The organism is Mesorhizobium sp. NPDC059025, assembly GCF_042739655.1.
Lineage (GTDB): Bacteria > Pseudomonadota > Alphaproteobacteria > Rhizobiales > Rhizobiaceae > Mesorhizobium.
In genome coordinates, this window is sequence record NZ_JBHYIM010000007.1 from 145,709 (window position 1) to 165,205 (window position 19,497).

At 61.7% G+C, this 19,497-nt stretch carries 22 protein-coding genes; 14 read left to right on the forward strand and 8 right to left on the reverse strand.

Annotation, left to right across the window (positions count from 1 at the left end; all coding sequences use genetic code 11):
• Window positions 1-8 precede the first annotated feature (8 nt).
• From ACFWYE_RS18270 to ACFWYE_RS18285, 4 genes are all read left to right on the forward strand, one after another.
• On the forward strand, window positions 9-176 hold the full coding sequence (locus ACFWYE_RS18270; RefSeq protein WP_165358141.1) for a hypothetical protein: 168 nt from the start codon (window positions 9-11) through the stop codon (window positions 174-176).
• A gap of 263 nt (window positions 177-439) precedes the next feature.
• Entirely contained in the window at window positions 440-1,030 is a 591-nt protein-coding gene (locus ACFWYE_RS18275) for a DJ-1/PfpI family protein (RefSeq protein ID WP_379113309.1), read from the forward strand.
• Between the two features lie 72 nt (window positions 1,031-1,102).
• A complete protein-coding gene (locus ACFWYE_RS18280) occupies window positions 1,103-1,513 on the forward strand; it encodes a hypothetical protein (RefSeq protein WP_379066126.1) in 411 nt (136 codons plus the stop codon).
• Between the two features lie 12 nt (window positions 1,514-1,525).
• Complete coding sequence (locus ACFWYE_RS18285) at window positions 1,526-2,242, forward strand: YafY family protein (protein ID WP_129412885.1); 717 nt, start codon at window positions 1,526-1,528, stop codon at window positions 2,240-2,242.
• 85 nt (window positions 2,243-2,327) lie between these two features.
• Here ACFWYE_RS18285 and ACFWYE_RS18290 read toward each other — a convergent pair whose 3' ends face one another.
• The gene (locus ACFWYE_RS18290) at window positions 2,328-2,750 is read right to left on the reverse strand and encodes a VOC family protein (protein WP_379113311.1); all 423 of its coding nucleotides are present in this window, start codon (window positions 2,748-2,750) and stop codon (window positions 2,328-2,330) included.
• A 177-nt stretch (window positions 2,751-2,927) separates the two neighbouring features.
• Between ACFWYE_RS18290 and ACFWYE_RS18295 the strand changes: the two genes are divergently transcribed.
• Complete coding sequence (locus tag ACFWYE_RS18295) at window positions 2,928-3,554, forward strand: TetR/AcrR family transcriptional regulator (protein WP_379066120.1); 627 nt, start codon at window positions 2,928-2,930, stop codon at window positions 3,552-3,554.
• 24 nt (window positions 3,555-3,578) lie between these two features.
• Here the strand turns inward: ACFWYE_RS18295 and ACFWYE_RS18300 are convergent, their stop codons facing one another.
• Window positions 3,579-4,271, reverse strand: a complete 693-nt coding sequence (locus ACFWYE_RS18300; protein ID WP_379066116.1) for a DUF1013 domain-containing protein — start codon at window positions 4,269-4,271, stop codon at window positions 3,579-3,581.
• Between the two features lie 251 nt (window positions 4,272-4,522).
• Between ACFWYE_RS18300 and ACFWYE_RS18305 the strand changes: the two genes are divergently transcribed.
• Window positions 4,523-6,724, forward strand: coding sequence for an esterase-like activity of phytase family protein (locus tag ACFWYE_RS18305; protein WP_379113313.1), 2,202 nt, complete (start codon window positions 4,523-4,525; stop codon window positions 6,722-6,724).
• 274 nt (window positions 6,725-6,998) lie between these two features.
• Here ACFWYE_RS18305 and ACFWYE_RS18310 read toward each other — a convergent pair whose 3' ends face one another.
• Window positions 6,999-7,139 carry a DUF1127 domain-containing protein gene (locus tag ACFWYE_RS18310; RefSeq protein ID WP_129412880.1) on the reverse strand — a complete coding sequence of 47 codons (141 nt, stop codon included), beginning with the start codon at window positions 7,137-7,139 and terminating at the stop codon, window positions 6,999-7,001.
• Between the two features lie 175 nt (window positions 7,140-7,314).
• Window positions 7,315-8,769 (reverse strand): MFS transporter, encoded by a 1,455-nt coding sequence (locus tag ACFWYE_RS18315; protein ID WP_379066110.1) that lies wholly within the window; start codon window positions 8,767-8,769, stop codon window positions 7,315-7,317.
• A gap of 94 nt (window positions 8,770-8,863) precedes the next feature.
• On the opposite strand from ACFWYE_RS18315, the gene ACFWYE_RS18320 reads away from it, so the two are divergent.
• The gene (locus tag ACFWYE_RS18320; protein ID WP_379073274.1) at window positions 8,864-9,523 is read left to right on the forward strand and encodes a helix-turn-helix transcriptional regulator; all 660 of its coding nucleotides are present in this window, start codon (window positions 8,864-8,866) and stop codon (window positions 9,521-9,523) included.
• Window positions 9,524-9,571: 48 nt separating this feature from the next.
• Here the strand turns inward: ACFWYE_RS18320 and ACFWYE_RS18325 are convergent, their stop codons facing one another.
• Window positions 9,572-10,582 carry an NAD(P)H-quinone oxidoreductase gene (locus ACFWYE_RS18325; RefSeq protein WP_379066108.1) on the reverse strand — a complete coding sequence of 337 codons (1,011 nt, stop codon included), beginning with the start codon at window positions 10,580-10,582 and terminating at the stop codon, window positions 9,572-9,574.
• Between the two features lie 122 nt (window positions 10,583-10,704).
• On the opposite strand from ACFWYE_RS18325, the gene ACFWYE_RS18330 reads away from it, so the two are divergent.
• The 3 genes from ACFWYE_RS18330 (at window position 10,705) to ACFWYE_RS18340 (ending at window position 12,537) form a co-directional block, all read left to right on the forward strand.
• Entirely contained in the window at window positions 10,705-10,896 is a 192-nt protein-coding gene (locus ACFWYE_RS18330; protein WP_379113315.1) for a DUF1192 domain-containing protein, read from the forward strand.
• Window positions 10,897-10,983: 87 nt separating this feature from the next.
• The gene (locus tag ACFWYE_RS18335; protein WP_379066105.1) at window positions 10,984-12,228 is read left to right on the forward strand and encodes an MFS transporter; all 1,245 of its coding nucleotides are present in this window, start codon (window positions 10,984-10,986) and stop codon (window positions 12,226-12,228) included.
• Between the two features lie 45 nt (window positions 12,229-12,273).
• Window positions 12,274-12,537, forward strand: coding sequence for an ArsR/SmtB family transcription factor (locus tag ACFWYE_RS18340; protein ID WP_379066102.1), 264 nt, complete (start codon window positions 12,274-12,276; stop codon window positions 12,535-12,537).
• A gap of 85 nt (window positions 12,538-12,622) precedes the next feature.
• Here ACFWYE_RS18340 and ACFWYE_RS18345 read toward each other — a convergent pair whose 3' ends face one another.
• The gene (locus tag ACFWYE_RS18345) at window positions 12,623-13,468 is read right to left on the reverse strand and encodes an alpha/beta fold hydrolase (protein WP_379113317.1); all 846 of its coding nucleotides are present in this window, start codon (window positions 13,466-13,468) and stop codon (window positions 12,623-12,625) included.
• Between the two features lie 90 nt (window positions 13,469-13,558).
• On the opposite strand from ACFWYE_RS18345, the gene ACFWYE_RS18350 reads away from it, so the two are divergent.
• Window positions 13,559-14,071, forward strand: a complete 513-nt coding sequence (locus tag ACFWYE_RS18350) for a winged helix-turn-helix transcriptional regulator (RefSeq protein WP_379113319.1) — start codon at window positions 13,559-13,561, stop codon at window positions 14,069-14,071.
• Window positions 14,072-14,215: 144 nt separating this feature from the next.
• Window positions 14,216-14,647 carry a heme-binding protein gene (locus ACFWYE_RS18355; RefSeq protein WP_379113320.1) on the forward strand — a complete coding sequence of 144 codons (432 nt, stop codon included), beginning with the start codon at window positions 14,216-14,218 and terminating at the stop codon, window positions 14,645-14,647.
• 78 nt (window positions 14,648-14,725) lie between these two features.
• Here the strand turns inward: ACFWYE_RS18355 and rpmF are convergent, their stop codons facing one another.
• Both rpmF and ACFWYE_RS18365 read right to left on the reverse strand, forming a co-directional pair.
• Window positions 14,726-14,908 carry a 50S ribosomal protein L32 gene (rpmF, locus tag ACFWYE_RS18360; protein ID WP_129412871.1) on the reverse strand — a complete coding sequence of 61 codons (183 nt, stop codon included), beginning with the start codon at window positions 14,906-14,908 and terminating at the stop codon, window positions 14,726-14,728.
• 245 nt (window positions 14,909-15,153) lie between these two features.
• Window positions 15,154-15,912, reverse strand: coding sequence for a biosynthetic peptidoglycan transglycosylase (locus tag ACFWYE_RS18365; protein ID WP_379113596.1), 759 nt, complete (start codon window positions 15,910-15,912; stop codon window positions 15,154-15,156).
• 82 nt (window positions 15,913-15,994) lie between these two features.
• Between ACFWYE_RS18365 and ACFWYE_RS18370 the strand changes: the two genes are divergently transcribed.
• Both ACFWYE_RS18370 and ACFWYE_RS18375 read left to right on the forward strand, forming a co-directional pair.
• Window positions 15,995-16,912: a polyprenyl synthetase family protein gene (locus ACFWYE_RS18370; protein ID WP_379113598.1), complete on the forward strand. Its 918-nt coding sequence runs from the start codon at window positions 15,995-15,997 to the stop codon at window positions 16,910-16,912.
• A gap of 182 nt (window positions 16,913-17,094) precedes the next feature.
• On the forward strand, window positions 17,095-19,425 hold the full coding sequence (locus ACFWYE_RS18375; RefSeq protein WP_379066090.1) for a response regulator: 2,331 nt from the start codon (window positions 17,095-17,097) through the stop codon (window positions 19,423-19,425).
• Window positions 19,426-19,497: the final 72 nt, after the last annotated feature.

Here is a 19,497-nt window from a genome sequence, read left to right on the forward strand (position 1 = left end):
AGGCTGTCATGAACCGTTTCGCCATCATCGATTCGCTGCATCGTTATGTCGGCAAGATCCGTACGATCCGCAACGAGATCCGCACCGAACGGCTGTTGAACAGCCTGTCGGCCGACATCCGCTCGGACATCGGCTGGCCGGATATGTACAGCGGCCTGCGCCGCCGCGAGGACTAGAGCGTTTCCGTTTTCACGGAAACGCTCCGACACTTTGCCTTGGCTCAATTCCGGACTGAATGCCGCTACGCACTTTCCTGGAATTGCTCCGAGCGACTTTTTTTAGCAAACCCTTGGATTGACAGATTGTCACACCCAAGTAAGGAACCACGGCCGCTGCGCATGATCCAATTGGAACGCATTCCAGGAAAGCATGCGCCAGCCGTCTGAAGGTCGCGGAACGCCATGGGGCGTACGTGACCGGATCGGGAGGGGACAGGATCATGGCGGACAGCAAGAAGATCGGTTTCGTCTTCATCAATCGCTTCGCCGATTGGGAATACGGACTTTTGGCGGCTTCTGCAGTCGAATGGTTCGGCGCTCAAGCTATCTCCCTGAGTCCAGGCGGCGACCCGGTTACCTCGACGAGTGGTTTTCAGCTGACGCCGCAACGGTCTATCGACAGCGCGGAGAATACCGACCTCGATGCGGTTGCCGTCATCGGCTCCGATGTCTGGACCGGCGATGGTGCACCGGACGTGTCGGGCCTGGTCAACGCCGTTGCGGCACGCGGCGGCATTGTCGGTGGCATCTGCGCCGGCACGCTGGCGCTGGCGCGCGCTGGCCTGTTCAAGGGTCATGCCCACACCAGCAATGGTCGCGACTGGATCCTTGCGCACCTGCCCACTTATGCCGGTGCGGAGCGTTACAATGACGTGCCGCATGCGGTGGCCGATCGGACGATCATATCGGCGCCGGGGTCAGCGCCGGGAACCTTTGCCAAGGAATTCATTGGCGCGCTGTATCCTGGCAAACAATCCGAGCTGACCGAGATGCGCGCACTGTTCGCGCGGGAGTACGGTGCAAGCTCCTGACAATATGCTGTCAGGAGCACAATGCCATACTGACAGAATGGAACGAGTGTTTTCGTTCGAACGGATGGGACGATGGTCAAGAGCTGGACGGAGAGGCTGAACACGCCCGGCATCAACGGCATCAGACCGACGCCACGCACGATGAGTGACGTGGTCGAGGGCCAGCCGATGCTCGTGCCGACGCCAAGGCAGGTGGACGATTTCATCCGCTCGATTCCGCAAGGTGTCGAGATGGATGTGCGGGCGCTGCGGACGGCGCTGGCCATCGAGCATGGCGCCGAAGTCACCTGTCCTGTCACCATCGGCTACCATCTGCGCACGATAGCGGAGGCAGCCGCGGAAGACCTCGAGCGCGGCGCCGCGCTCGCCGACATCACACCCTTCTGGCGGGTGCTCAGTTCGAGGACGCCTACGACGAAGCGATTGTCCTTCGGCGCCGCGTTTGTCGCCAGGCAGCGCGGGCGCGAAGGGTTGGAACCTTAGAGGATCAAGACGATGCGACGTGCCGACAGGCTTTTCCAGATTGTCCAGCATCTGCGCGGCGGCCGTCTCGTCACCGCACAGAAGCTCGGCACGTGGCTCGAAGTATCCGAGCGCACCATCTATCGCGACATCGCCGATTTGCAGTCGACCGGCGTACCGATCGATGGCGAGGCGGGCGTTGGTTACATGATGCGGGAGGGGTTCGACCTTCCGCCGCTGATGTTCACCCGTGACGAGATCGTTGCGCTGGTTGCCGGTGCCCGTATGGTGCGTGCCTTCGGTGGAGCCACCATGGCGCGTGCAGCCGACGAAGCATTGGTCAAGATCGGCGCTGTCCTGCCGGATACCGAGAAGGATCGTATTGCCCGCACTGAAATCCACACGCCGATGTGGGTGGTGAGCGACGCCGCGCGTGAAGCGATCGATCTGATCGAACGGTCGATCGAGAAGCGCCAGGTTCTGACCATAGACTATAATGATGAAGCTGGACGCAGCACCGCACGCGACGTGCGCCCGCTCGGACTGTGGTTCTGGGGCAAGGTCTGGACGCTGGTTGCCTGGTGTGAAATGCGGGATGATTTCCGCGCCTTCCGCATCGACCGCATCGCGTCGCTCGATATTGCCGGCCGTATCTTCAAGCCGGAACGCGGCAAGCAGCTCGCCGATTTCTACCGCGCGGTCGAGCGCAGCGAAGCCTATGGCATGGGCCCTACCGCAAGAGGCGCGTAGCCCTCTTGCCTTGCTCCTGCATCCAGAGCATCGGACCAGAAGCCGAAGTGGTTTCTGGTCCGATGTATCGTCTGCAGAAAGACTGCTAGCTTTGGACACCGGCGGTTTGTCCGTAGGCGACGATCGTCCACAACACGCCGAAGCGATCGGCGACCATGCCGAAGCGTGACGCAAAGGGTGTCGCCGTCAGCGGCACCTGGATCCGGCCACCATCGCAAAATGCTTCGAACAACTGGTCGGCATCTGCATCCTTTCCTGCCGTGATGGCGAGCGAGAAGCCCTGGAAGTTGGGCTTGCCGTCGCACTCTCCGTCCGAAGCAAGTATCGTGGTCTCGCCGATCTTCAGATCGGCGTGCAGGATCTTGTTCTCGGCACCAGCCGGTGCTTGCGAACCGGGAACGTCCTTGAACCGCGTCAGGACATTCAGCGTCGCACCGACCGACTGACGATAGAATTCGACCGCTTCTTCGCAACGGCCGTTGAAGTAGAGGTAGGGTTCAACTCGCATTGATCTTCTCCTTGCAGGGCCAGATACGGTCCTGGCGCGGACGCAGCGAAGCGAAGCCGAAAACCAGTGTCTCTGGCCTCGACAATCCACACATCCGACGCTATTAAAATGGACCGTACCGTACGGTTTTAAACCGTACTGTACGGTCCAGTCAAGAGCTGATCTGTGGGGCATCCGATGGCAAGGGAAAGTGTTCTTTCCGCAAGTGTAGCGCGCAAGCGGGCAGAGATCGTGGCGATAGCCCGGCAGTTGTTTTTTCAGGCCGGCTACGCCGGCACGTCGATGTCACAGATCGCCGCGGCGGTCGGAGGCTCCAAGACGACGCTCTACAATCACTTCCAATCGAAGGAGCAGTTGTTGCTGGCTGTCGTTGACGGCGTGGTCGAGGCAGGTGGTGGTGTCTACGACACCAGTGCCGAGCCTTCGGAATTCCGAGCCTGGCTGGCATGGTTCGGCATCGCAACGGTAAAGCGGATCACCTCGCCGGACTATATATCCCTGCAGCGGCTCGCAGCCGCCGAGGCGTTGCGTTTTCCAGACATCGGCAAGGCATTTGATGACGCCATCACGCCGGGATATCGCATGGCCGCCGGGATTTTCGACAACGCAATGGATGCCGGCGTGCTGCGTCGCGCCGATCCGGCGGTCGCCATCGAGCAGTTTCTCGAAATGTGCGCCGGGTGGTTGCTCAGGCGCACGATCTGGAACATCCAGCCGGCGCCGAGCGAATCCGAGATCGAACAAAGTGTGGACGCCGCGGTGTCGGCGTTCATGGACGGCTACGCCGCGAAAAACAGTCCCTGACAGCGCGCTGCCAGGGAGGCGCGGCTATTCCTCTTCTTCCTCTTCGGTCTTGCCCTTCAGTGCCGAGAGCTTGGCGAACACGGCATTGGCGTCGAGTTCCTCGTCCTCTGCCTTCGGCTTGTCCATTTCGGGCACGAGGCGCTCGGTGAGTGCAGCCGGCAGCAAGGTATCGCCGACCGGTTGAACCTGTTCGCGGCCGCGCGAGGCGCGCTGCACTTCCAGGTCGAGGTCGATCTGCGAGCAAAGCCCCAGGGTAACCGGGTCCATCGGCGCCAGATTGGCCGAGTTCCAGTGCTTGCGCTCACGGATCTGCTCGATGGTCGACTTGGTCGTGCCGACGAGACGCGAGATCTGCGCATCCTTCAGTTCCGGATGGTTGCGCACCAGCCAGAGAATGGCATTCGGACGATCCTGGCGCTTGGACAGCGGCGTATAGCGTGGGCCCTTGCGCTTGGATTCCGGCACGCGAACCTTCGGGTCCGACAGCTTGAGGCGGTGCATGGAATCCTTCTCGCCGCGAGCAATCTCTTCACGCGACAGCTGACCGGTCATGATCGGGTCCATGCCCTTGATGCCCTGTGCGGATTCGCCGTCGGCGATCGCCTTCACCTCGAGAGGGTGCAACGAGCAGAACTGCGCGATCTGGTCGAAGGAAAGCGCTGTATTGTCGACCAGCCAGACAGCGGTCGCCTTGGGCATCAGAAGCGTGTTGGCCATTTAGAAAATCCTTCTCGTTCGCCCGCGTTCCCGCGCGGGCGGTGGTTTGAGGCCACCAGTAAGGGAAATCGCGCCGTATATAGCGGTTAACGGACCTGATCGCAACGTTTTTACGGATCGGGTGGAAAACGTCGACCGATGACAATCTGCCGTCGATCCAGATTGTCTTCGAAGCTTCATGTTTCCGTCATGCCGCTGAAATGTGGCTCGCTCATGGGAGGATGGTTCCCATGCTCTGCGAGAGATCAACGATGCCCCGCTCTTCCATCCTTCTGGCACTGACCGCGACGCTTGCCGCTTCAGCCGCCCTGCCCGCACATGCCGACCAGGTTTTCAACCGCATTGCCACTTTTGCCGTTGCCGAGAACCTGCCCGCCGATGCCGACAAGAAAGCGAAGACCTCGGCTGAAATCATCACGACCAGCGAAGACGGCAACACGCTGGTCTATTCCGACAGCCCTTATGGCGCGGTCGGCTTTGTCGACATCACCGATCCGAAGGCACCGAAGGCCGGTGGCCTTGTCAAGATCGACGGCGAGCCCACTTCCGTCACCGTCGCCGGCGGCAAGGTGCTGGCCGGCGTGAACACGTCGAAGACCAAGACCGAACCCTCGGGCAACCTGACCGTCATCGACATCGTCTCCAAGAAGATCGAGGCGAGCTGCGATCTCGGCGGCCAGCCCGATTCCGTGGCGCTGAGCAAGGATGGCAAATTCCTGGCTGTCGCCATCGAAAATGAACGCGACGAGGAAATCAACGAGGGCGCCCTGCCGCAGCTGCCGTCCGGCAACCTCAAGATAGTGCCGATCGCCGCCGGCGTGCCAGATTGCGCTGGCATCAAGACCGTGGACGTCACCGGCCTGTCCGAAATCGCGCCCGAAGATGCCGAGCCGGAATTCGTCGCCTTCAACGAGGCTGGCGAGATCGCGCTGACGCTGCAGGAAAACAACCACATCGCCATCATCGATGCGAAGACCGCCAAGGTCGTGTCGCATTTCTCGGCAGGCGCGGTCACGCTGGAAAACATCGACACCAAGAAAGATGGCGCGTTCAACTTCTCCGGCAAGCTGGAGAACCAGAAGCGTGAGCCCGACGCGGTCAAGTGGCTCGACAACGATCGCCTTGTCACCGCCAATGAAGGCGACTGGAAGGGCGGTTCGCGCGGCTTCACCATCTTCTCGAAGAAGGGTGAGGTGCTCTACGAATCCGGCACGAGCTTCGAATACGAAGCCGCCAATCTCGGCCACTATCCGGAGCATCGCAACAAGAAGGGCATCGAGCCGGAAGGCGTCGAAGTCGGCACCTATGGCGACAGCAAGCTGCTGTTCGTCGGCGCCGAGCGCGCCTCTCTCGTCGGCGTCTATCAGGACACCGGCGCCGAGCCGAAGTTCCTGCAGGCCCTGCCTTCCGGCATCGGCCCTGAAGGCCTGCTCGCCATCCCGGCGCGCAACCTCTTCGTGACGGCCAATGAAACCGACCTCGGCGAAGACGGCCTCGCCCGCTCGCATGTCATGGTTTTCGAACGCGCCGAAGGCAAGCCTGCCTATCCGATGATCACGGCCGGCCTCACCGACAAGGGCGCGCCGCTCGGCTGGGGGGCGCTGTCCGGTCTTGCCGCGGATCCGGAAGCCGCAGGCAAGCTCTACGCGATTTCGGATTCGGCCTACGGCAATCAGCCCGCGATCTACATGATCGACGCCACCCAGGCGCCGGCGAAGATCACCGGCAAGATCGTCGTCACCCGCAACGGCAACCCGGCCCAGAAGCTCGATCTCGAAGGCATCACGCCGGACGGCAAGGGTGGTTTCTGGCTGGCTTCGGAGGGCAATAGCGAAAAGCTGGTGCCGCACGCCATCTACCGCGTCGACGAAAAGGGCGAGATCAAGCAGGAGATCCCCTTCCCGGCGGAACTGTTGCCCAACGAGACGCGCTTCGGTCTCGAAGGCATCACAACCATAGGCGAGGGCGACGACCTCACCCTGGTCGCAGCCGTCCAGCGCGAGTGGAAGGACGATCCCAAGGGCCAGGTAAAGCTGCTCGCCTACAAGCCGAAGACCAAGGAATGGTCCGCCGTGCGCTATCCGTTGGAGAAGGCCGAAAAGGGCTGGATGGGCCTGTCGGAGATCACAGCCCATGACGGCAAGTTCTATGTCATCGAGCGTGACAACCTGATCGGTTCGGAAGCCAGGGTGAAACGCATCTACAGCGTGGCGCTCGACGGCTTCAAGCCGGCGAAACTCGGTGGTGAACTGCCGGTGGTCGAAAAGACACTGGTGCGTGACCTGCTGCCCGATCTGAAGTCGGCCACCAACGGCTATGTCGTCGACAAGGTCGAAGGCTTCACCATCGACAAGCAGGGCAACGCCTATGTCGTCACCGACAATGACGGCGTCGACGACTCCTCCGGTGAGACCCTGTTCCTGAACCTCGGCAACAGCGTCAAGACGAACTGAGCAGTTCCAGGAAGATGCTTGCCGGTTTGCCGTCCGGAATGGCGGCAAACCAAGAGATAGAGCGGTCGCCGTTTCCACAAAACGGTGCGCCGCTTGAACTCCCTGCCCCGGGTGACCTCCCGCCCGAGCAAGAAAATGGCCACGGCAGCGATGCCGTGGCCATTTTTGTTGGAGTGGGAGCCAGAAGGCTCGTCCCAAAACAAAACCCGCCGGACAGGGTCCAGCGGGCTCGGAACCGGCGGCGCAGATAAACCGCGCCAGGCGTCGGCTCTGCTTAGATAGCCGCGCGAGCGACCTTTTCGATGTCAGAGCGGCTGATGCCGAGATCGTCCAGTTCGCGGTTGTTGAGACGGCTCAGTTCGCGAACGGTCTGGGTGTAACGGCGCCAATTCTTGTAGCTGCGGATCAGGTTCATCTGTCCCTCCTAAGTTTCACAATCATCTGTATGACGCTCAAATAGGCATTCCTGCTCATTTGTTGAACAGACGCTTTTGCATGGCAGCAATGCTTTGCTGCATTGCAACATTACCAAAAGGAAAACGCCCGAACCGTTGCCGGCCCGGGCGTTAACCAGCTCAGTCGTGACCAACTCAGGCCGCTCCTGGTTCCGCCACGGCCGCTGCGGGATCGCTTTTCACGGGGCAAGTCCGCGCCACCTGCCGGACCGTGATGAAACAGGTCAGCGGCGCCAGCGCGAACAGGCCGAACAACCAGCGCGATGCACTGGCCGTACCTGCGATCCCGCCTGGGTCGAGCAGGCCACCGAGGTTGGCGACCATGCCGGCCAGTGCCGCTCCGAATGCGGTTGCAAACAGCGTGACGGTCGAGATGGAAGCCGATGTGATGTCCTGTTCATCCTCGGGCGCCGCCTTGAAGATGCGCGTCAGGATATGCGGCCAGGCGATACCGACACCCAGGCCGATGGCCGCGAAGGCCACGCAGATCGGGGCCAGCAACAGCCAGTCATGCCCACTGCCCAGCGGAAAGAGTCCGGCGAGTGCCGCCATACCAATGAAGCTGAACAGGGGCGCAGCGAAGATGGCCCGGTCGATGCCCTTGCCCTCGGCGCCTGAACTCCAGATCGAGCCCAGCGTCCAGCCGGCCGACATGATGGCGGCGAGATAGCCGGCGATCAGCGGCGTCTGTTCATAGAGCACCTGAAGGAACAACGGGATGAAGATTTCCGAACCGGTCACCGTGACGCCGAGCAGAGCCATGGTGGCGAAAAGCGCGCCAAGCGCCGTCGAGGGCCGGAACGACCCGCGGGGCAGCAGCCGGTTGCGGGCACGGCTCTCGACAGCGATCAACAGCGCGATCAGCACGATGGCCGCGCCAAGCCCATAGAGATTGTAGGCGGGATCGGGCGACACGCTGCCGGCCGACACCGCGAGCACCGCACCCAGCAGCAGTGCCAGTTGCAGGATCGGCACTGTCGTGCGTTCATTCCTGTCAGGGCTTTGCGCCGGCAGAACGACGACCGCCAGTATGGCAAACAGGATGGCGATCGGCGCCAGCGACCAGAATGCCGCCCGCCAGACGCCATATTCGGCAAAGACACCACCGATGGCCGGGCCAACCAGGGTGGCTACGCCCCACATGCCCGATATCAGCCCCATCGCACGCGGCCATAGCGCTTCAGGGAAGACGATGCGGATCATGGCGTAGGAAAGCGCGAACAGAAATCCGCCACCGAACCCTTGCACCGCACGACCGGCGAGCAACGCCGGCATGGAGGGCGCGAAACCGCACAACAGCGTGCCGGCGGCAAAGACAAGGGCGGCCACCAGATAGGCGCCACGCGGTCCCGCCACGCCGAGCAATTTGGCCGAAAGGGCGGAGCCCAGGATGGAAGTCGCGACGAAGATCGTCGTGTTCCAGGCATAATAGTCGATACCGCCGATATCCTTGACCACTGAGGGCAGGATGGTGGTGGCGACATAGACATTGATGGCATGAAGCGCCACGCCGCCAGCGAGTGCCAGCGAGGCGACGGCATTCGAGCCGGAGAGCAAAGCACCCCAGCCGGTTTCGTGTTCTTGGGACATGGGAGGATCCTCGGACGACGCAAGCTTGCGCAGGCCGCCATCGTTGACTATTTTCAAAGATAAGACTTGGGTAAATATTGAGCACATCCCGAATATGTCAAGCGAGAACTTGGATAAATCGCGTACCCCACGCTCGGCAGCCGACCGCCTGCTGACACTGCTCAAGACACGGGGACCGCAGACGGCCTCGGATTTTGGTGCGGCCCTGGGCACGACTGGAGAAAACGCGCGCCAGCAGCTTGCCAAGCTGGCAGCCGAAGGTCTTGTCGAAGCGCACGCCGAAACGCGCGGCGTCGGCCGGCCAGTCCAATTGTGGCAGCTGACCGAGGCCGGCAATGCCCGTTTCCCCGATGCACATGCTGAATTGACGGTGCAACTGCTGCGCGCGGTACAAAGCACGTTCGGACCTGCCGGCCTCGAAAAACTGATCGAGGCCCGCGAAAGCGAGACGCTGGCGAGCTATCGACGCGAGATGGATGGCATCGCCAGTCTGAAGGAGCGCGTGTCGAAACTCGCCGAAATCCGCTCGCGTGAAGGCTACATGGCCGAATGGCGCGAGGAAGACGGCGCATTCATGCTGATCGAGAACCATTGCCCGATCTGCGCCGCCGCCGCCGCCTGCCAGAATTTCTGCCGTTCGGAACTCGCGGTCTTCCAGGATATCATCGGTCCGGATGCCGATATCGAGCGACTGGACCATATCCTGGCCGGCGCCCGCCGCTGTGCTTACCGGGTTGTACCGCGGGCCGCATAGGCATTCTTGCCGGCGTTGCCAGATCGGGCCTGGCCGGCCTTGTCGCTGTTATCCGACGTCGAGCACGATCTTGCCGATGTTGTCGCCTTCTTCCATGCGCTCATGCGCACGCCAGGCTTCCTTGAGCGGAAAGATCATGTCCATCACCGGCGCCACGCGCCGGGAAGCCAGCAACGGCCAGACTTGCGTTTCCAGCGCTGCTGCGACGGTACCTTTGAATTCGATGGTGCGTGGCCTGAGCGTCGAGCCGGTGTGAACAAGCCGCTTGACCATCAGCTTGGAAAAGTCGGCCGATGCGACCGCGCCGGCCTGCGTCGCGATCTGCACGATGCGGCCTTCGACGGCCGCGGCGTCGTAGTTGCGTCCGATGTAGTCGCCACCGACCATGTCGAGGATGACATCGGCGCCTTTGCCACCCGTCGCGTCCTTGACTGCCTTGACGTAATCCTCCTCGCGGTAGTTCACCGCGCGATCAGCGCCGAGTTTGAGGCAGGCATCGCATTTATCGGCACTGCCGGCAGTCGCGATCACATAGGCGCCCAGCGCGGAGGCGAGCTGGATGGCGGTAGTGCCGATACCGGACGAGCCGCCATGAATGAGCAATGTCTCGCCAGCCTTCAGAGCACCGCGTTCGAACACATTGTGCCAGACCGTGAAGTAGGTTTCCGGCACAGCGGCAGCTTCAGTATAGGTGAAGCCCGCAGGCAAGGGCAGCGCATTGGACGCGTGTACCCTGACATATTCGGCGTAGCCTCCGCCGGGCGTCAGCGCGCAGACCTGGTCGCCGATACGCCAGCGCACGGCGCCTTCGCCCAGTGCGGCAACCTCGCCGGCCACTTCCAGTCCTGGCAGATCCGAGGCACCCGGCGGCGGCGGATAAGCGCCCTTGCGCTGCATCACGTCTGGCCGGTTCACGCCGGCAGCGTGAACCCGGATCAGGATCTCGCCGGCTTCGGGCATCGGCACATCGCGCTTTTCCGGCTTGAGCACCATCGGGCCGCCGGGAGTCGATATCGCCACCGCTGTCATCTTCGCCGGGATTTTCTGTCCGTTCACCATGTTCCCTACCAATCTGCTCGGCTCGTGCGGCGGGATGATTTTACCCCCTGCCCCATGTATGCTTTTCCTATGTATGCGGATAGGCGGGTCAGGCAAACCGCAAAAAGAACGAAGGAGCGACGATGGCGATCTTCGACGACGAGCCCGTAAAGAAGGCCCCCAAACATGAGGTCGGGCAGGATCTGGCCCTGCTTTCTGTCGGCGAACTCACGGAGCGCATTGACCTTCTACGCGCCGAGATCACACGACTGGAAGCTGAGCTTCAGCAGAAAGGCGTCACGAAGTCCGCCGCCGAGGCGTTGTTTCGCCGCTGATCGTCGCAACGGCGGCAACATGCCGCCGAAATGCCTGAAAACATCGTCTCCACTGGCTCTGCCTGATTCGCGCACTGGACCGACCTGATGTTCGCAGCCTACCGACCGATCCTCTCCCTGCTACGCGGCACGGCGTTCCTGCTCGCGGCTTCCGGACTGCACGGCCTGTTGCTGCCGCTGCGCGGCCAGGTGGAAGGTTTTTCGACCACATCGCTTGGCTTGATGGGCACGGCCTGGGCGGGCGGATTCGTTGCCGGCTGCTTCTTCGCCCCGCGCCTTGTGCGCCGCGCCGGCCATGTGCGCGCCTTCAGCACCTTTGCCTCTGTGGGCGCGATCATCGCGTTGCTCACCGGTCTTCTGATCGACGAATACACCTGGATCGCACTGCGAGCCTTCACCGGTTTCACCATGGCCGGCGCCTTCATGGTCATCGAAAGCTGGCTGAACGAAAAGGCCACGAACGAAAACCGTGGCACCGTCTTTGGCCTCTACATGATGGTCACCTACGCCTCGATCATGGGCGGACAGATGATCGTTGCCGGCGGCGACGTGAAATCCGCCTCGCTGTTCATGATCACCGGCATCTTCTTCTGCCTTTCACTGATACCGACCGCTGTCTCCAGCGCGTCGCACCCCAAGCCGCTGCAGGATGTGAAGCTCGATCTGAAAGGCCTCTATTCCAACTCGCCCGTATCGGCGGTGGCCTGCGTGCTGATCGGCGTCGCCAACGGTGCCTGGGGTACGCTCGGCGCGGTCTACGGCGCACGGATCGGCATTTCGACAGCCCAGATCGCACTGATGATGAGCCTTGTCGTGGTGGCGGGCGCTGCCATGCAGATTCCCGCCGGACGTATTTCGGACCGCACCGACCGTCGCTATGTACTGGCCGCGGCTGCCGTCGGTGCAACGCTTTGCGCGCTCGTCATGTTCCTGTTCGAATTCCGCGACGGCACGCTGGTGATCACCTTCGCCGCGGCCTATGGCGCCTTCGCCTACACACTCTATTCGATCGCCGTCGCCCACGCCAACGACCACGCTTCTCCCGAGGAATTCGTCAAGGTTTCCGGTGGTCTGCTGCTGCTCTACGGTTTCGGCACGATGATCGGGCCGCTGCTCGCGGCAGCCCTGATGGACTGGATCCGACCGGAAGGGCTTTTCCTGGCAACGGCCTTCGCGCACGTGGCGCTTGCCGGCTATACGGCACTGCGCATCAGTCGCCGGGCTCCGGTTCCGGTCGAGGCGCGCGAGGCCTTCAAGACCCAGCCGGCGGAACGTGCGGTGACGCCGGAAGCGGTGCGATTGGACCCTCGCACGAAACCTGAAACAACCTAAACGTTTCCTGTTGAGATTTACTGCAACTTGCCTCACAAATGGGGCATGATGCTTTCCGATGCTTTCGTCGCCATTGCTGATCCGAACCGGCGTTATCTTCTGGAAGAATTGAGACGAGGTCCCAAAACAGTCAACGAATTGGCCTCGGGCCTACCTGTTTCCAGGCCCGCGGTTTCCCAGCATCTCAAGGTTTTGCTCGAGGCCGGCCTGGTCAGCGCGAGGCCTGAGGGCACGAAGCGGGTCTACGCCGTTTCCAATGGCGGGTTCTTCAGATTGAACCTATGGCTCGACCAGTTCTGGGAAGAGTGAAGACTAGCTAATATAAGGCAATCCAAGAAGTTTGCGGCCGGCAATCGCCCAACCGCAGTTCTCACAAGCCTTTTGCTTCAGACTTCTACGCTGCTCGTACGTGCGCTGCGATGGCATCGATCATGATCGGCCAGTCGTTGCGATGCAACTCATGCCCGCCACCGGTCACCTCGACCAACCGGCCACCCGGCGCGGCTGCGGCAAGAGCCCGGCCGTGCTCGACTGGAAAGATCGGGTCCGTCGTACCGTGTATGGTCAGAAGCGGCACCGAGAGATCGCGGATGCTTTCGCTCGCGACACCATCCATCACCATGAAATGATTGGAGGCGCTCGCCAGGCCCCCTGCCCGATCATAGTCGTGACTGACGAAGTCACGCAGCCGTGTGGCGTCGAATGCATGAGCCGTGCTTGCCAGCATGCGGCTGTCCTCGATCATGAACTCGATCACCTGAGCCCTGTTCGACCAGTCGACATCGCCCCCCTTTGCCGCGTGTTCCTGATAGGCAGGTGTCATCCCCGGAAGCGTCGATGTATCGACGCCTATGGGCGAGGTACTGATCACGGAAAGGGACGCAACGCGCGCCGGATACCGCAACGCCAGCATCTGCGCGAGCATGCCACCCATCGACATGCCGACGACGTGCGCCCGGGCGATGGCATGGCCATCGAGCACAGCGACGGCGTCGTCCACCAGATCGGCGGAAGTGTAACCAGGTTTTCCCGGTTCGTATTTGGTGGAGAGCCCGGTGTCGCGATTGTCGTAACGGACCACATGCAGCCCCCTTTCCGCGAGAGCCCGGCAGAAATCGTCGGGCCACCACAGCATCGAGGCCATGGCCCCCATGATCAGCAGCACGGACGGATTGCGTGCCTCACCAAATGTTTGCGTTGCGAGCCGGGCTCCGTCCGGACGAACAATCTCTGACTGCATGGCACCCTCCAACTGATTGCATTTTGCAATTGGTTGAACCATAATAAAACCGATCCTATAATGCAACTGGTTTTTCTGAGGGATGCGTTCATGACACTCGATCGCCGTTCCGGCTGCCCGATCAATCTTTCGCTGGAGGTTTTCGGCGATCGCTGGAGCCTGATCATCCTGCGCGACATGATCTTCGGCGGCAGGCGACATTTTCGTGAATTGCTGAACCATTCGATGGAAGGCATCGCCTCCAACATCCTGGCCGATCGGCTGAAGCGGCTGGTCGAACTCGGCATGCTGACCAAGGCCGACGATCCGAGTCACAAACAGAAGGCGATCTACAGCCTGACTGAAATGTCGATCACCCTGGTGCCGATCATGACGCAGCTTGGTGCCTGGGGCCGCGTCTGGCTGCCTGTCACGGAAGAATTGTCCATCCGCGCCAAGCTTCTCGAGGAAGGCGGTCCGTCGCTGTGGCAGGATTTCATGGACGAGCTACGGTTCGAACATCTCGGCACCGGCGCACCCAAACCCGCCGAAACCACGGTGCGCGCCAGACTGCGGGCGGCTTACCAGGCCGTCGTTGACGCGCAGGCGCGCAAGGCTTCCTGAGTTCGACTGGTCAACTGCGACGGCGAAACCACGCGAAGCAGTTTCAAGCGGATGGCGGCTTGCCCGTAAAATCCTCGGACCGGAAGATCGCGGGGATCGGCGATCGTCGTGCCGAGCATTCCGTTGACCGCAGGAGCCTTTATCATGACCAGTTTTCCGATCGACAAGGCCAACCAGATCATTGCCGGCGCCTTCGCCAAGGCAGTGGCCCTGGGCTTGAAACCGCTCGGCGTGTCCGTTCTCGACGCAGGCGGCCATCTCGTCGCCTTCCAGCGCCAGGATGGCGCTTCTTTCCTGCGCCCGCAGATGTCTTCGGGCAAAGCCTATGCGGCACTCGCGGTCGGCATGGGTGGCCGTCGCGTCGAGGCGATTGCCAGGGAACGGCCGCATTTGACGGCTGGCGTTTCCGATCTGTCGGGCGGTAAAATCCTGCCGGTGGTTGGCGGCGTTCTGATCCGCGACGGCGCTGGCACCGTAATCGGTGCCGTCGGTATCTCGGGCGACACCTCCGACAATGACGAGACTGCCGCCATCGCCGGTATCGAAACTGCCGGCCTGACCGCGGACGCCGGTTGAACACGTAGGCTGCTGCGCAAACACAAAAAGACCGGCCAGCGGCCGGTCTTTTTATTCGTCCCGTAGAAGGAGAGCTGCTTAGCTTTCCTTCGGCTCCAGGACCTGGCGGCCGCGATACATGCCGGTCTTCAGGTCAACGTGGTGCGGGCGGCGCATTTCGCCGGAATTCTTGTCCTCGACGTAAGTCGGGGTCTTCAGAGCGTCAGCAGAACGGCGCATGCCGCGCTTGGACGGAGAGGTTTTTCGTTTCGGCACAGCCATGGATATGCTCCATTCGATCGGTCAATGGCCCGCAACGCCCTCGTGAAAGGGCCGCGTACAGCCGAGTTCTAGAAGAAAGTGGCGTGCCTATACACGGCTGATCGCCTTTTGGCCAGTGTTGCCGCGACTTTTTTTGAACCGGCTCAGGTGATTTCGAAGAACCACCGCAGCGACCTGCCGAAAGCCAACCATCCGCCAGGCGAGACCCTGGTCCAGGACCAGTGCGATGATTCTTCGAAATCACCTTAATCGAGACACCCGACATATGCGCCCGAGCGAGACGCCCGGCGTTCGATCAGTGAGGCGAGTCGTCTCAGGCCTGGCCCGGGCTTGCCGGGATCGCGCGTGATCGGATTGGGTAGGGCGACCGCCAGCAAGGCAGCCTGCCGACGCGACAGATTTTTGGCGGAAACGCCGAAATGATAACGTGCGGCCGCCTCGATACCATAGATGCCGGGACCCCATTCCGCGATGTTGAGGTAGATTTCCATGATGCGCCGTTTCGACATCAATGCATCGAAATAGACCGCAAGCGGCAGTTCGATCACCTTGCGCACTGTGCCCAGCGGCCGCGACCACAAGAACAGGTTCTTCACGGTCTGCATGGTGATGGTGGAAGCGCCCCGCGTCATCTCGCCCGCCATGGCATCATCGACAACGCCCTTGAGTTCGCCGAGGTCGACACCCCTGTGGAAACAGAATTGGCCGTCCTCCGACATGATCACGGAATTGGCGAGCACAGGCGCCACATCGTCGATCGACACCCAGCGCCGGTCGTAGCCGGAGAATGTCACGAGGTCCTTCAGCATCAGCGTTGAGACCGGATGCACAAAGGAAGGCATGTAGAGGAAAGTCAGCACGGCCGGAATGATGGCCAGCACGACGGCAATACGCAACGCTCGCCGAAGCCAGCGCTGGTAATCACCGCGTCTGCCCCTCGGTCGCGACGCCATGTCCAACCCTTCGGTCTCGTGATCGATGATCGGCTCTGCCACCCGCCCAATCCTGTCACAGCTCTCTCCCGCATAAAGGCGCTTGGCTTCTTGCGCAACGTCTGACTGTCGGCTACCGCTCGCCGCCATGGTTATGGACACCGATATTCCATTCGAGGCAGCACTGCTCGTGCGCGCCGAACAGGTCGAGGCACGCCTGCGCGCGCTGCTCGACGGCAAGCCGCTGTCGGGAGAGATCGTTCGCCCCCAGCGCCTGATCGCCGCGATGCGCCATGGTGTGCTGAATGGCGGCAAACGCCTGCGCCCCTTTCTCGTGCTGGAAAGTGCGGCGCTCCTGGCGCCCGGCCATGACGAGGCGCCGGCGCTGACGACGGCCACCGCACTCGAATGCGTCCACTGCTATTCGCTTATCCACGATGATCTGCCAGCCATGGACGATGACGACCTGCGCCGTGGTCAACCGACCGTCCACAAGGCTTTCGACGACGCCACCGCGATCCTGGCCGGCGATGCGCTGTTGACGCTTGCCTTCGACACCCTGGCTGACGAAGCGCTTGGCCTGCCTGCCGATCGCCGCGCCGCTCTTGTGCTGGCGCTGGCGCGCGCCGCCGGAACCGGTGGCATGGTCGGAGGCCAGATGCTCGATATCGAGGCGGAGAAATCCACGCCGGACGAAGCTGGTATCATCCGCCTGCAGGCCATGAAAACAGGCGCCCTCATCCGCTTCGCCTGCGAGGCAGGTGCGATCCTGACCGGGGCCTCCACGGCCGACCGCGAACGATTGGCGGAATTCGGTTCGGCTATCGGCCTCGCCTTTCAGCTTGCCGACGATCTGCTCGACCTGACCGCCGATGCCGGAACGATGGGCAAGGCGACCGGCAAGGATGCCGCTGCAGGAAAGGGGACGCTGGTTGCCCTGCACGGCGAGGCCTGGGCACGCAAACAGCTGAAGGGACTTGTCGAACAGGCCCACGCGTTGCTTGAGCCTTTTGGCGCACAGGCTTCGATGCTGAAGGCAGCCGCAGCGTTCATCGCGAACCGCAACAACTGAAAGCGCTTGGAGCATTTTGTAGCCAAGTGGAATCACTTGGCGTTACAAAAATGCGGCGAAGACAAATTTAGAGCGTTTCCGCGTTTCCGTGAAAAACGGAAACGCTCTAGCCCCGGAACGAAATCTTAATGGTAATAGAGCGTAATCCCGGCCGTTAAAATGCGTATGGGTTGGGGTTACGCATGCCTGAATATTCGTCCTTCATCCGGTCGATCCGGATTCGTTATCTTTCCGGCCTGCTGATACTGGCGGTTGCCGTTACCGGCACCATCTTCGCGCTGAACCGCGCCGGTTCCTATCGCGCCGAAATCGATGCGCTGAGTGGCCACATCGTCACCTTCGCTCGAGATCTCAACAACGCCACCGGTTTTGCCGAAACAGCCGTCAGCACCTGGAGCCCGGGCACACGTCTCGAGCTGGCCAAATCCGCCAAGGACCATGCGCAGCGCCTCAAGGCAGGCATGGAATCGCTCAATGCCGAGCTTGCCGCCATCGCGCCGAAACTTTCCAAACCGACGCAAGACGAATTGAACGCGGCCTCCGTCAACGGTTACCTGCTGTGGTCGGCCCGCGATATCCTGCGCAACTTCGACCTGATGATCGCAGCGACGCGCGCAACAGATTGGAACTACCGCGAGATCCGTAACCAGAACGACCTGTTCGCCCAACCCATGCTGGCGCGTGCCAGAACCGCGATGGACGTCGAACGCCGCATGGCGGAAGCACGCAGCGATCGGCTTTTGCTGTGGGTGAGCCTGTCGCTCTGCGCCGCGCTGCTCGCCGTTGCCGTCTGGATCTTCCGCCCGATGGAAAAGGCGATCCGCCGCGCTTTCACGGAAACGGCGGAATCGCTGTTCAAGGCCGAGGCCGCCGACCGCGCCAAATCGGAATTCCTGGCCAATATGAGCCATGAGATCCGCACGCCGATGAATGGCGTGCTCGGCATGGCCGAACTGCTCGCCAAGACCGAACTCAATCCGCGCCAGAAAACCTTCACCGATGTCATCGTGAAGTCCGGCAACGCGTTGCTCACCATCATCAATGACATTCTCGACTTCTCCAAGATCAATGCCGGCCAGCTGACGCTGGACCCGGCACCCTTCCGCCTCGCCGAGGCGGTCGAAGATGTCGCCACGCTGGTTTCGGCGCGGGTCGCCGAGAAGAACCTGGAACTCATCGTGCGGGTCGATCCACGCCTGCCGCATCATGTCGTCGGCGACGTCGGTCGCTTCCGTCAGATCATCACCAACCTGCTCGGCAATGCGGTGAAGTTCACCGAGAAGGGCCATGTGCTGGTCGACGTTTCGGGTGAAGTCGTGGACGGTCACGTTCAGATGAAGGTCCGCGTCGAGGATACCGGAATCGGCATCCCGGCCGACAAGCTGCAGAACGTGTTCGAGAAATTCGCCCAGGTGGATTCCTCTTCGACCCGGCGCCACGAAGGTACCGGGCTGGGCTTGGCCATCGCCGCCCGGCTGGTCGATCTGATGGGCGGCCAGATCGGCGTCGAAAGTGAAATCGGCCGCGGCTCGGTGTTTTGGTTCGCAGTACCACTTCCGGCTCACGAAGCGACCGGCAATGAAGACATCGTGCCTGTCGACGTCACTGGCGCGCGTGTGCTCGTCATCGATGACAATCCGGTCAACCGCGAGATCCTGCTGGAGCAGTTGCGCAGCTGGAGTTTTGATTGTGCGGCAGCGGAAAGCGGCGCGGTCGGCCTTGCGTTCCTCGATCGTGCCCATCAGCTCGGCGCATCAGTGGATTGCGTCATCCTCGACTACCAGATGCCCGGCATGAACGGCGCCGACGTTGCCAGGGCGATAGCGGCGGACAGCCGGCTGTCCTCCATTCCCGTCATCCTGCTGACCTCGGTCGACCAGATCGACTTCGCCAAGCTCATCCTCGACTTCGGCATCGCCGCGCACCTCACCAAGCCGTCGCGTTCGGCCGTGCTGCTTGGAAACGTCATTTCCGTCATCCAGAAGGCTCGCAATCAGGCCGGCAGAGCGCATTTCGTGCGCGAGCCGGTGCATGCCACGGCACCCGCGCAACCGGCTTTCACGGTCATTCGTGGTACGCCCGCTCCGGCGCCCAAGCCGGAAGCCATCGCCAATCCCGCCCGTCCGCTCGATATCCTGATCGCCGAGGACAATGAGGTGAACCAGATGGTCTTCGGGCAGATCCTGAACGGACTGGGCTTGAACTATCGCATCGCTGCCAACGGGCGCACCGCCGTGGAGATGTACAAGACGCTCAATCCCAAGCTGATCCTGATGGATGTCTCGATGCCGGAACTGAACGGCTACGAAGCAACACGCGCCATCCGCCAGATCGAAGCGGCCAACGGCACCCGCACGCCGATTATCGGCGTAACCGCACATGCCTTGAAGGGCGATCGCGACAAGTGCATCGAAGCCGGCATGGATGACTACCTGGCCAAGCCGGTCTCGCCGGATCGGCTCGGCGCCAAGATCGGCACATGGCTCAGCGAAACGGTGGCCAAGACCGCCTGACACGGCCACTTGGTTCAGGTAGCCAACTGGAAAGACGTGAATATCGGCAAAACCAATCGGGGAAAAGGAGCG

Coding starts and splice junctions, on each gene's coding strand:
- ACFWYE_RS18270 (WP_165358141.1), top strand. CDS start 9: ATGAACCGTTTCGCCATCATCGATTCGCTGCATCGTTATGTCGGCAAG.
- ACFWYE_RS18275 (WP_379113309.1), top strand. CDS start 440: ATGGCGGACAGCAAGAAGATCGGTTTCGTCTTCATCAATCGCTTCGCC.
- ACFWYE_RS18280 (WP_379066126.1), top strand. CDS start 1,103: ATGGTCAAGAGCTGGACGGAGAGGCTGAACACGCCCGGCATCAACGGC.
- ACFWYE_RS18285 (WP_129412885.1), top strand. CDS start 1,526: ATGCGACGTGCCGACAGGCTTTTCCAGATTGTCCAGCATCTGCGCGGC.
- ACFWYE_RS18290 (WP_379113311.1), bottom strand. CDS start 2,750: ATGCGAGTTGAACCCTACCTCTACTTCAACGGCCGTTGCGAAGAAGCG.
- ACFWYE_RS18295 (WP_379066120.1), top strand. CDS start 2,928: ATGGCAAGGGAAAGTGTTCTTTCCGCAAGTGTAGCGCGCAAGCGGGCA.
- ACFWYE_RS18300 (WP_379066116.1), bottom strand. CDS start 4,271: ATGGCCAACACGCTTCTGATGCCCAAGGCGACCGCTGTCTGGCTGGTC.
- ACFWYE_RS18305 (WP_379113313.1), top strand. CDS start 4,523: ATGCCCCGCTCTTCCATCCTTCTGGCACTGACCGCGACGCTTGCCGCT.
- ACFWYE_RS18310 (WP_129412880.1), bottom strand. CDS start 7,139: ATGAACCTGATCCGCAGCTACAAGAATTGGCGCCGTTACACCCAGACC.
- ACFWYE_RS18315 (WP_379066110.1), bottom strand. CDS start 8,769: ATGTCCCAAGAACACGAAACCGGCTGGGGTGCTTTGCTCTCCGGCTCG.
- ACFWYE_RS18320 (WP_379073274.1), top strand. CDS start 8,864: ATGTCAAGCGAGAACTTGGATAAATCGCGTACCCCACGCTCGGCAGCC.
- ACFWYE_RS18325 (WP_379066108.1), bottom strand. CDS start 10,582: ATGGTGAACGGACAGAAAATCCCGGCGAAGATGACAGCGGTGGCGATA.
- ACFWYE_RS18330 (WP_379113315.1), top strand. CDS start 10,705: ATGGCGATCTTCGACGACGAGCCCGTAAAGAAGGCCCCCAAACATGAG.
- ACFWYE_RS18335 (WP_379066105.1), top strand. CDS start 10,984: ATGTTCGCAGCCTACCGACCGATCCTCTCCCTGCTACGCGGCACGGCG.
- ACFWYE_RS18340 (WP_379066102.1), top strand. CDS start 12,274: ATGATGCTTTCCGATGCTTTCGTCGCCATTGCTGATCCGAACCGGCGT.
- ACFWYE_RS18345 (WP_379113317.1), bottom strand. CDS start 13,468: ATGCAGTCAGAGATTGTTCGTCCGGACGGAGCCCGGCTCGCAACGCAA.
- ACFWYE_RS18350 (WP_379113319.1), top strand. CDS start 13,559: ATGACACTCGATCGCCGTTCCGGCTGCCCGATCAATCTTTCGCTGGAG.
- ACFWYE_RS18355 (WP_379113320.1), top strand. CDS start 14,216: ATGACCAGTTTTCCGATCGACAAGGCCAACCAGATCATTGCCGGCGCC.
- rpmF (WP_129412871.1), bottom strand. CDS start 14,908: ATGGCTGTGCCGAAACGAAAAACCTCTCCGTCCAAGCGCGGCATGCGC.
- ACFWYE_RS18370 (WP_379113598.1), top strand. CDS start 15,995: ATGGACACCGATATTCCATTCGAGGCAGCACTGCTCGTGCGCGCCGAA.
- ACFWYE_RS18375 (WP_379066090.1), top strand. CDS start 17,095: ATGCCTGAATATTCGTCCTTCATCCGGTCGATCCGGATTCGTTATCTT.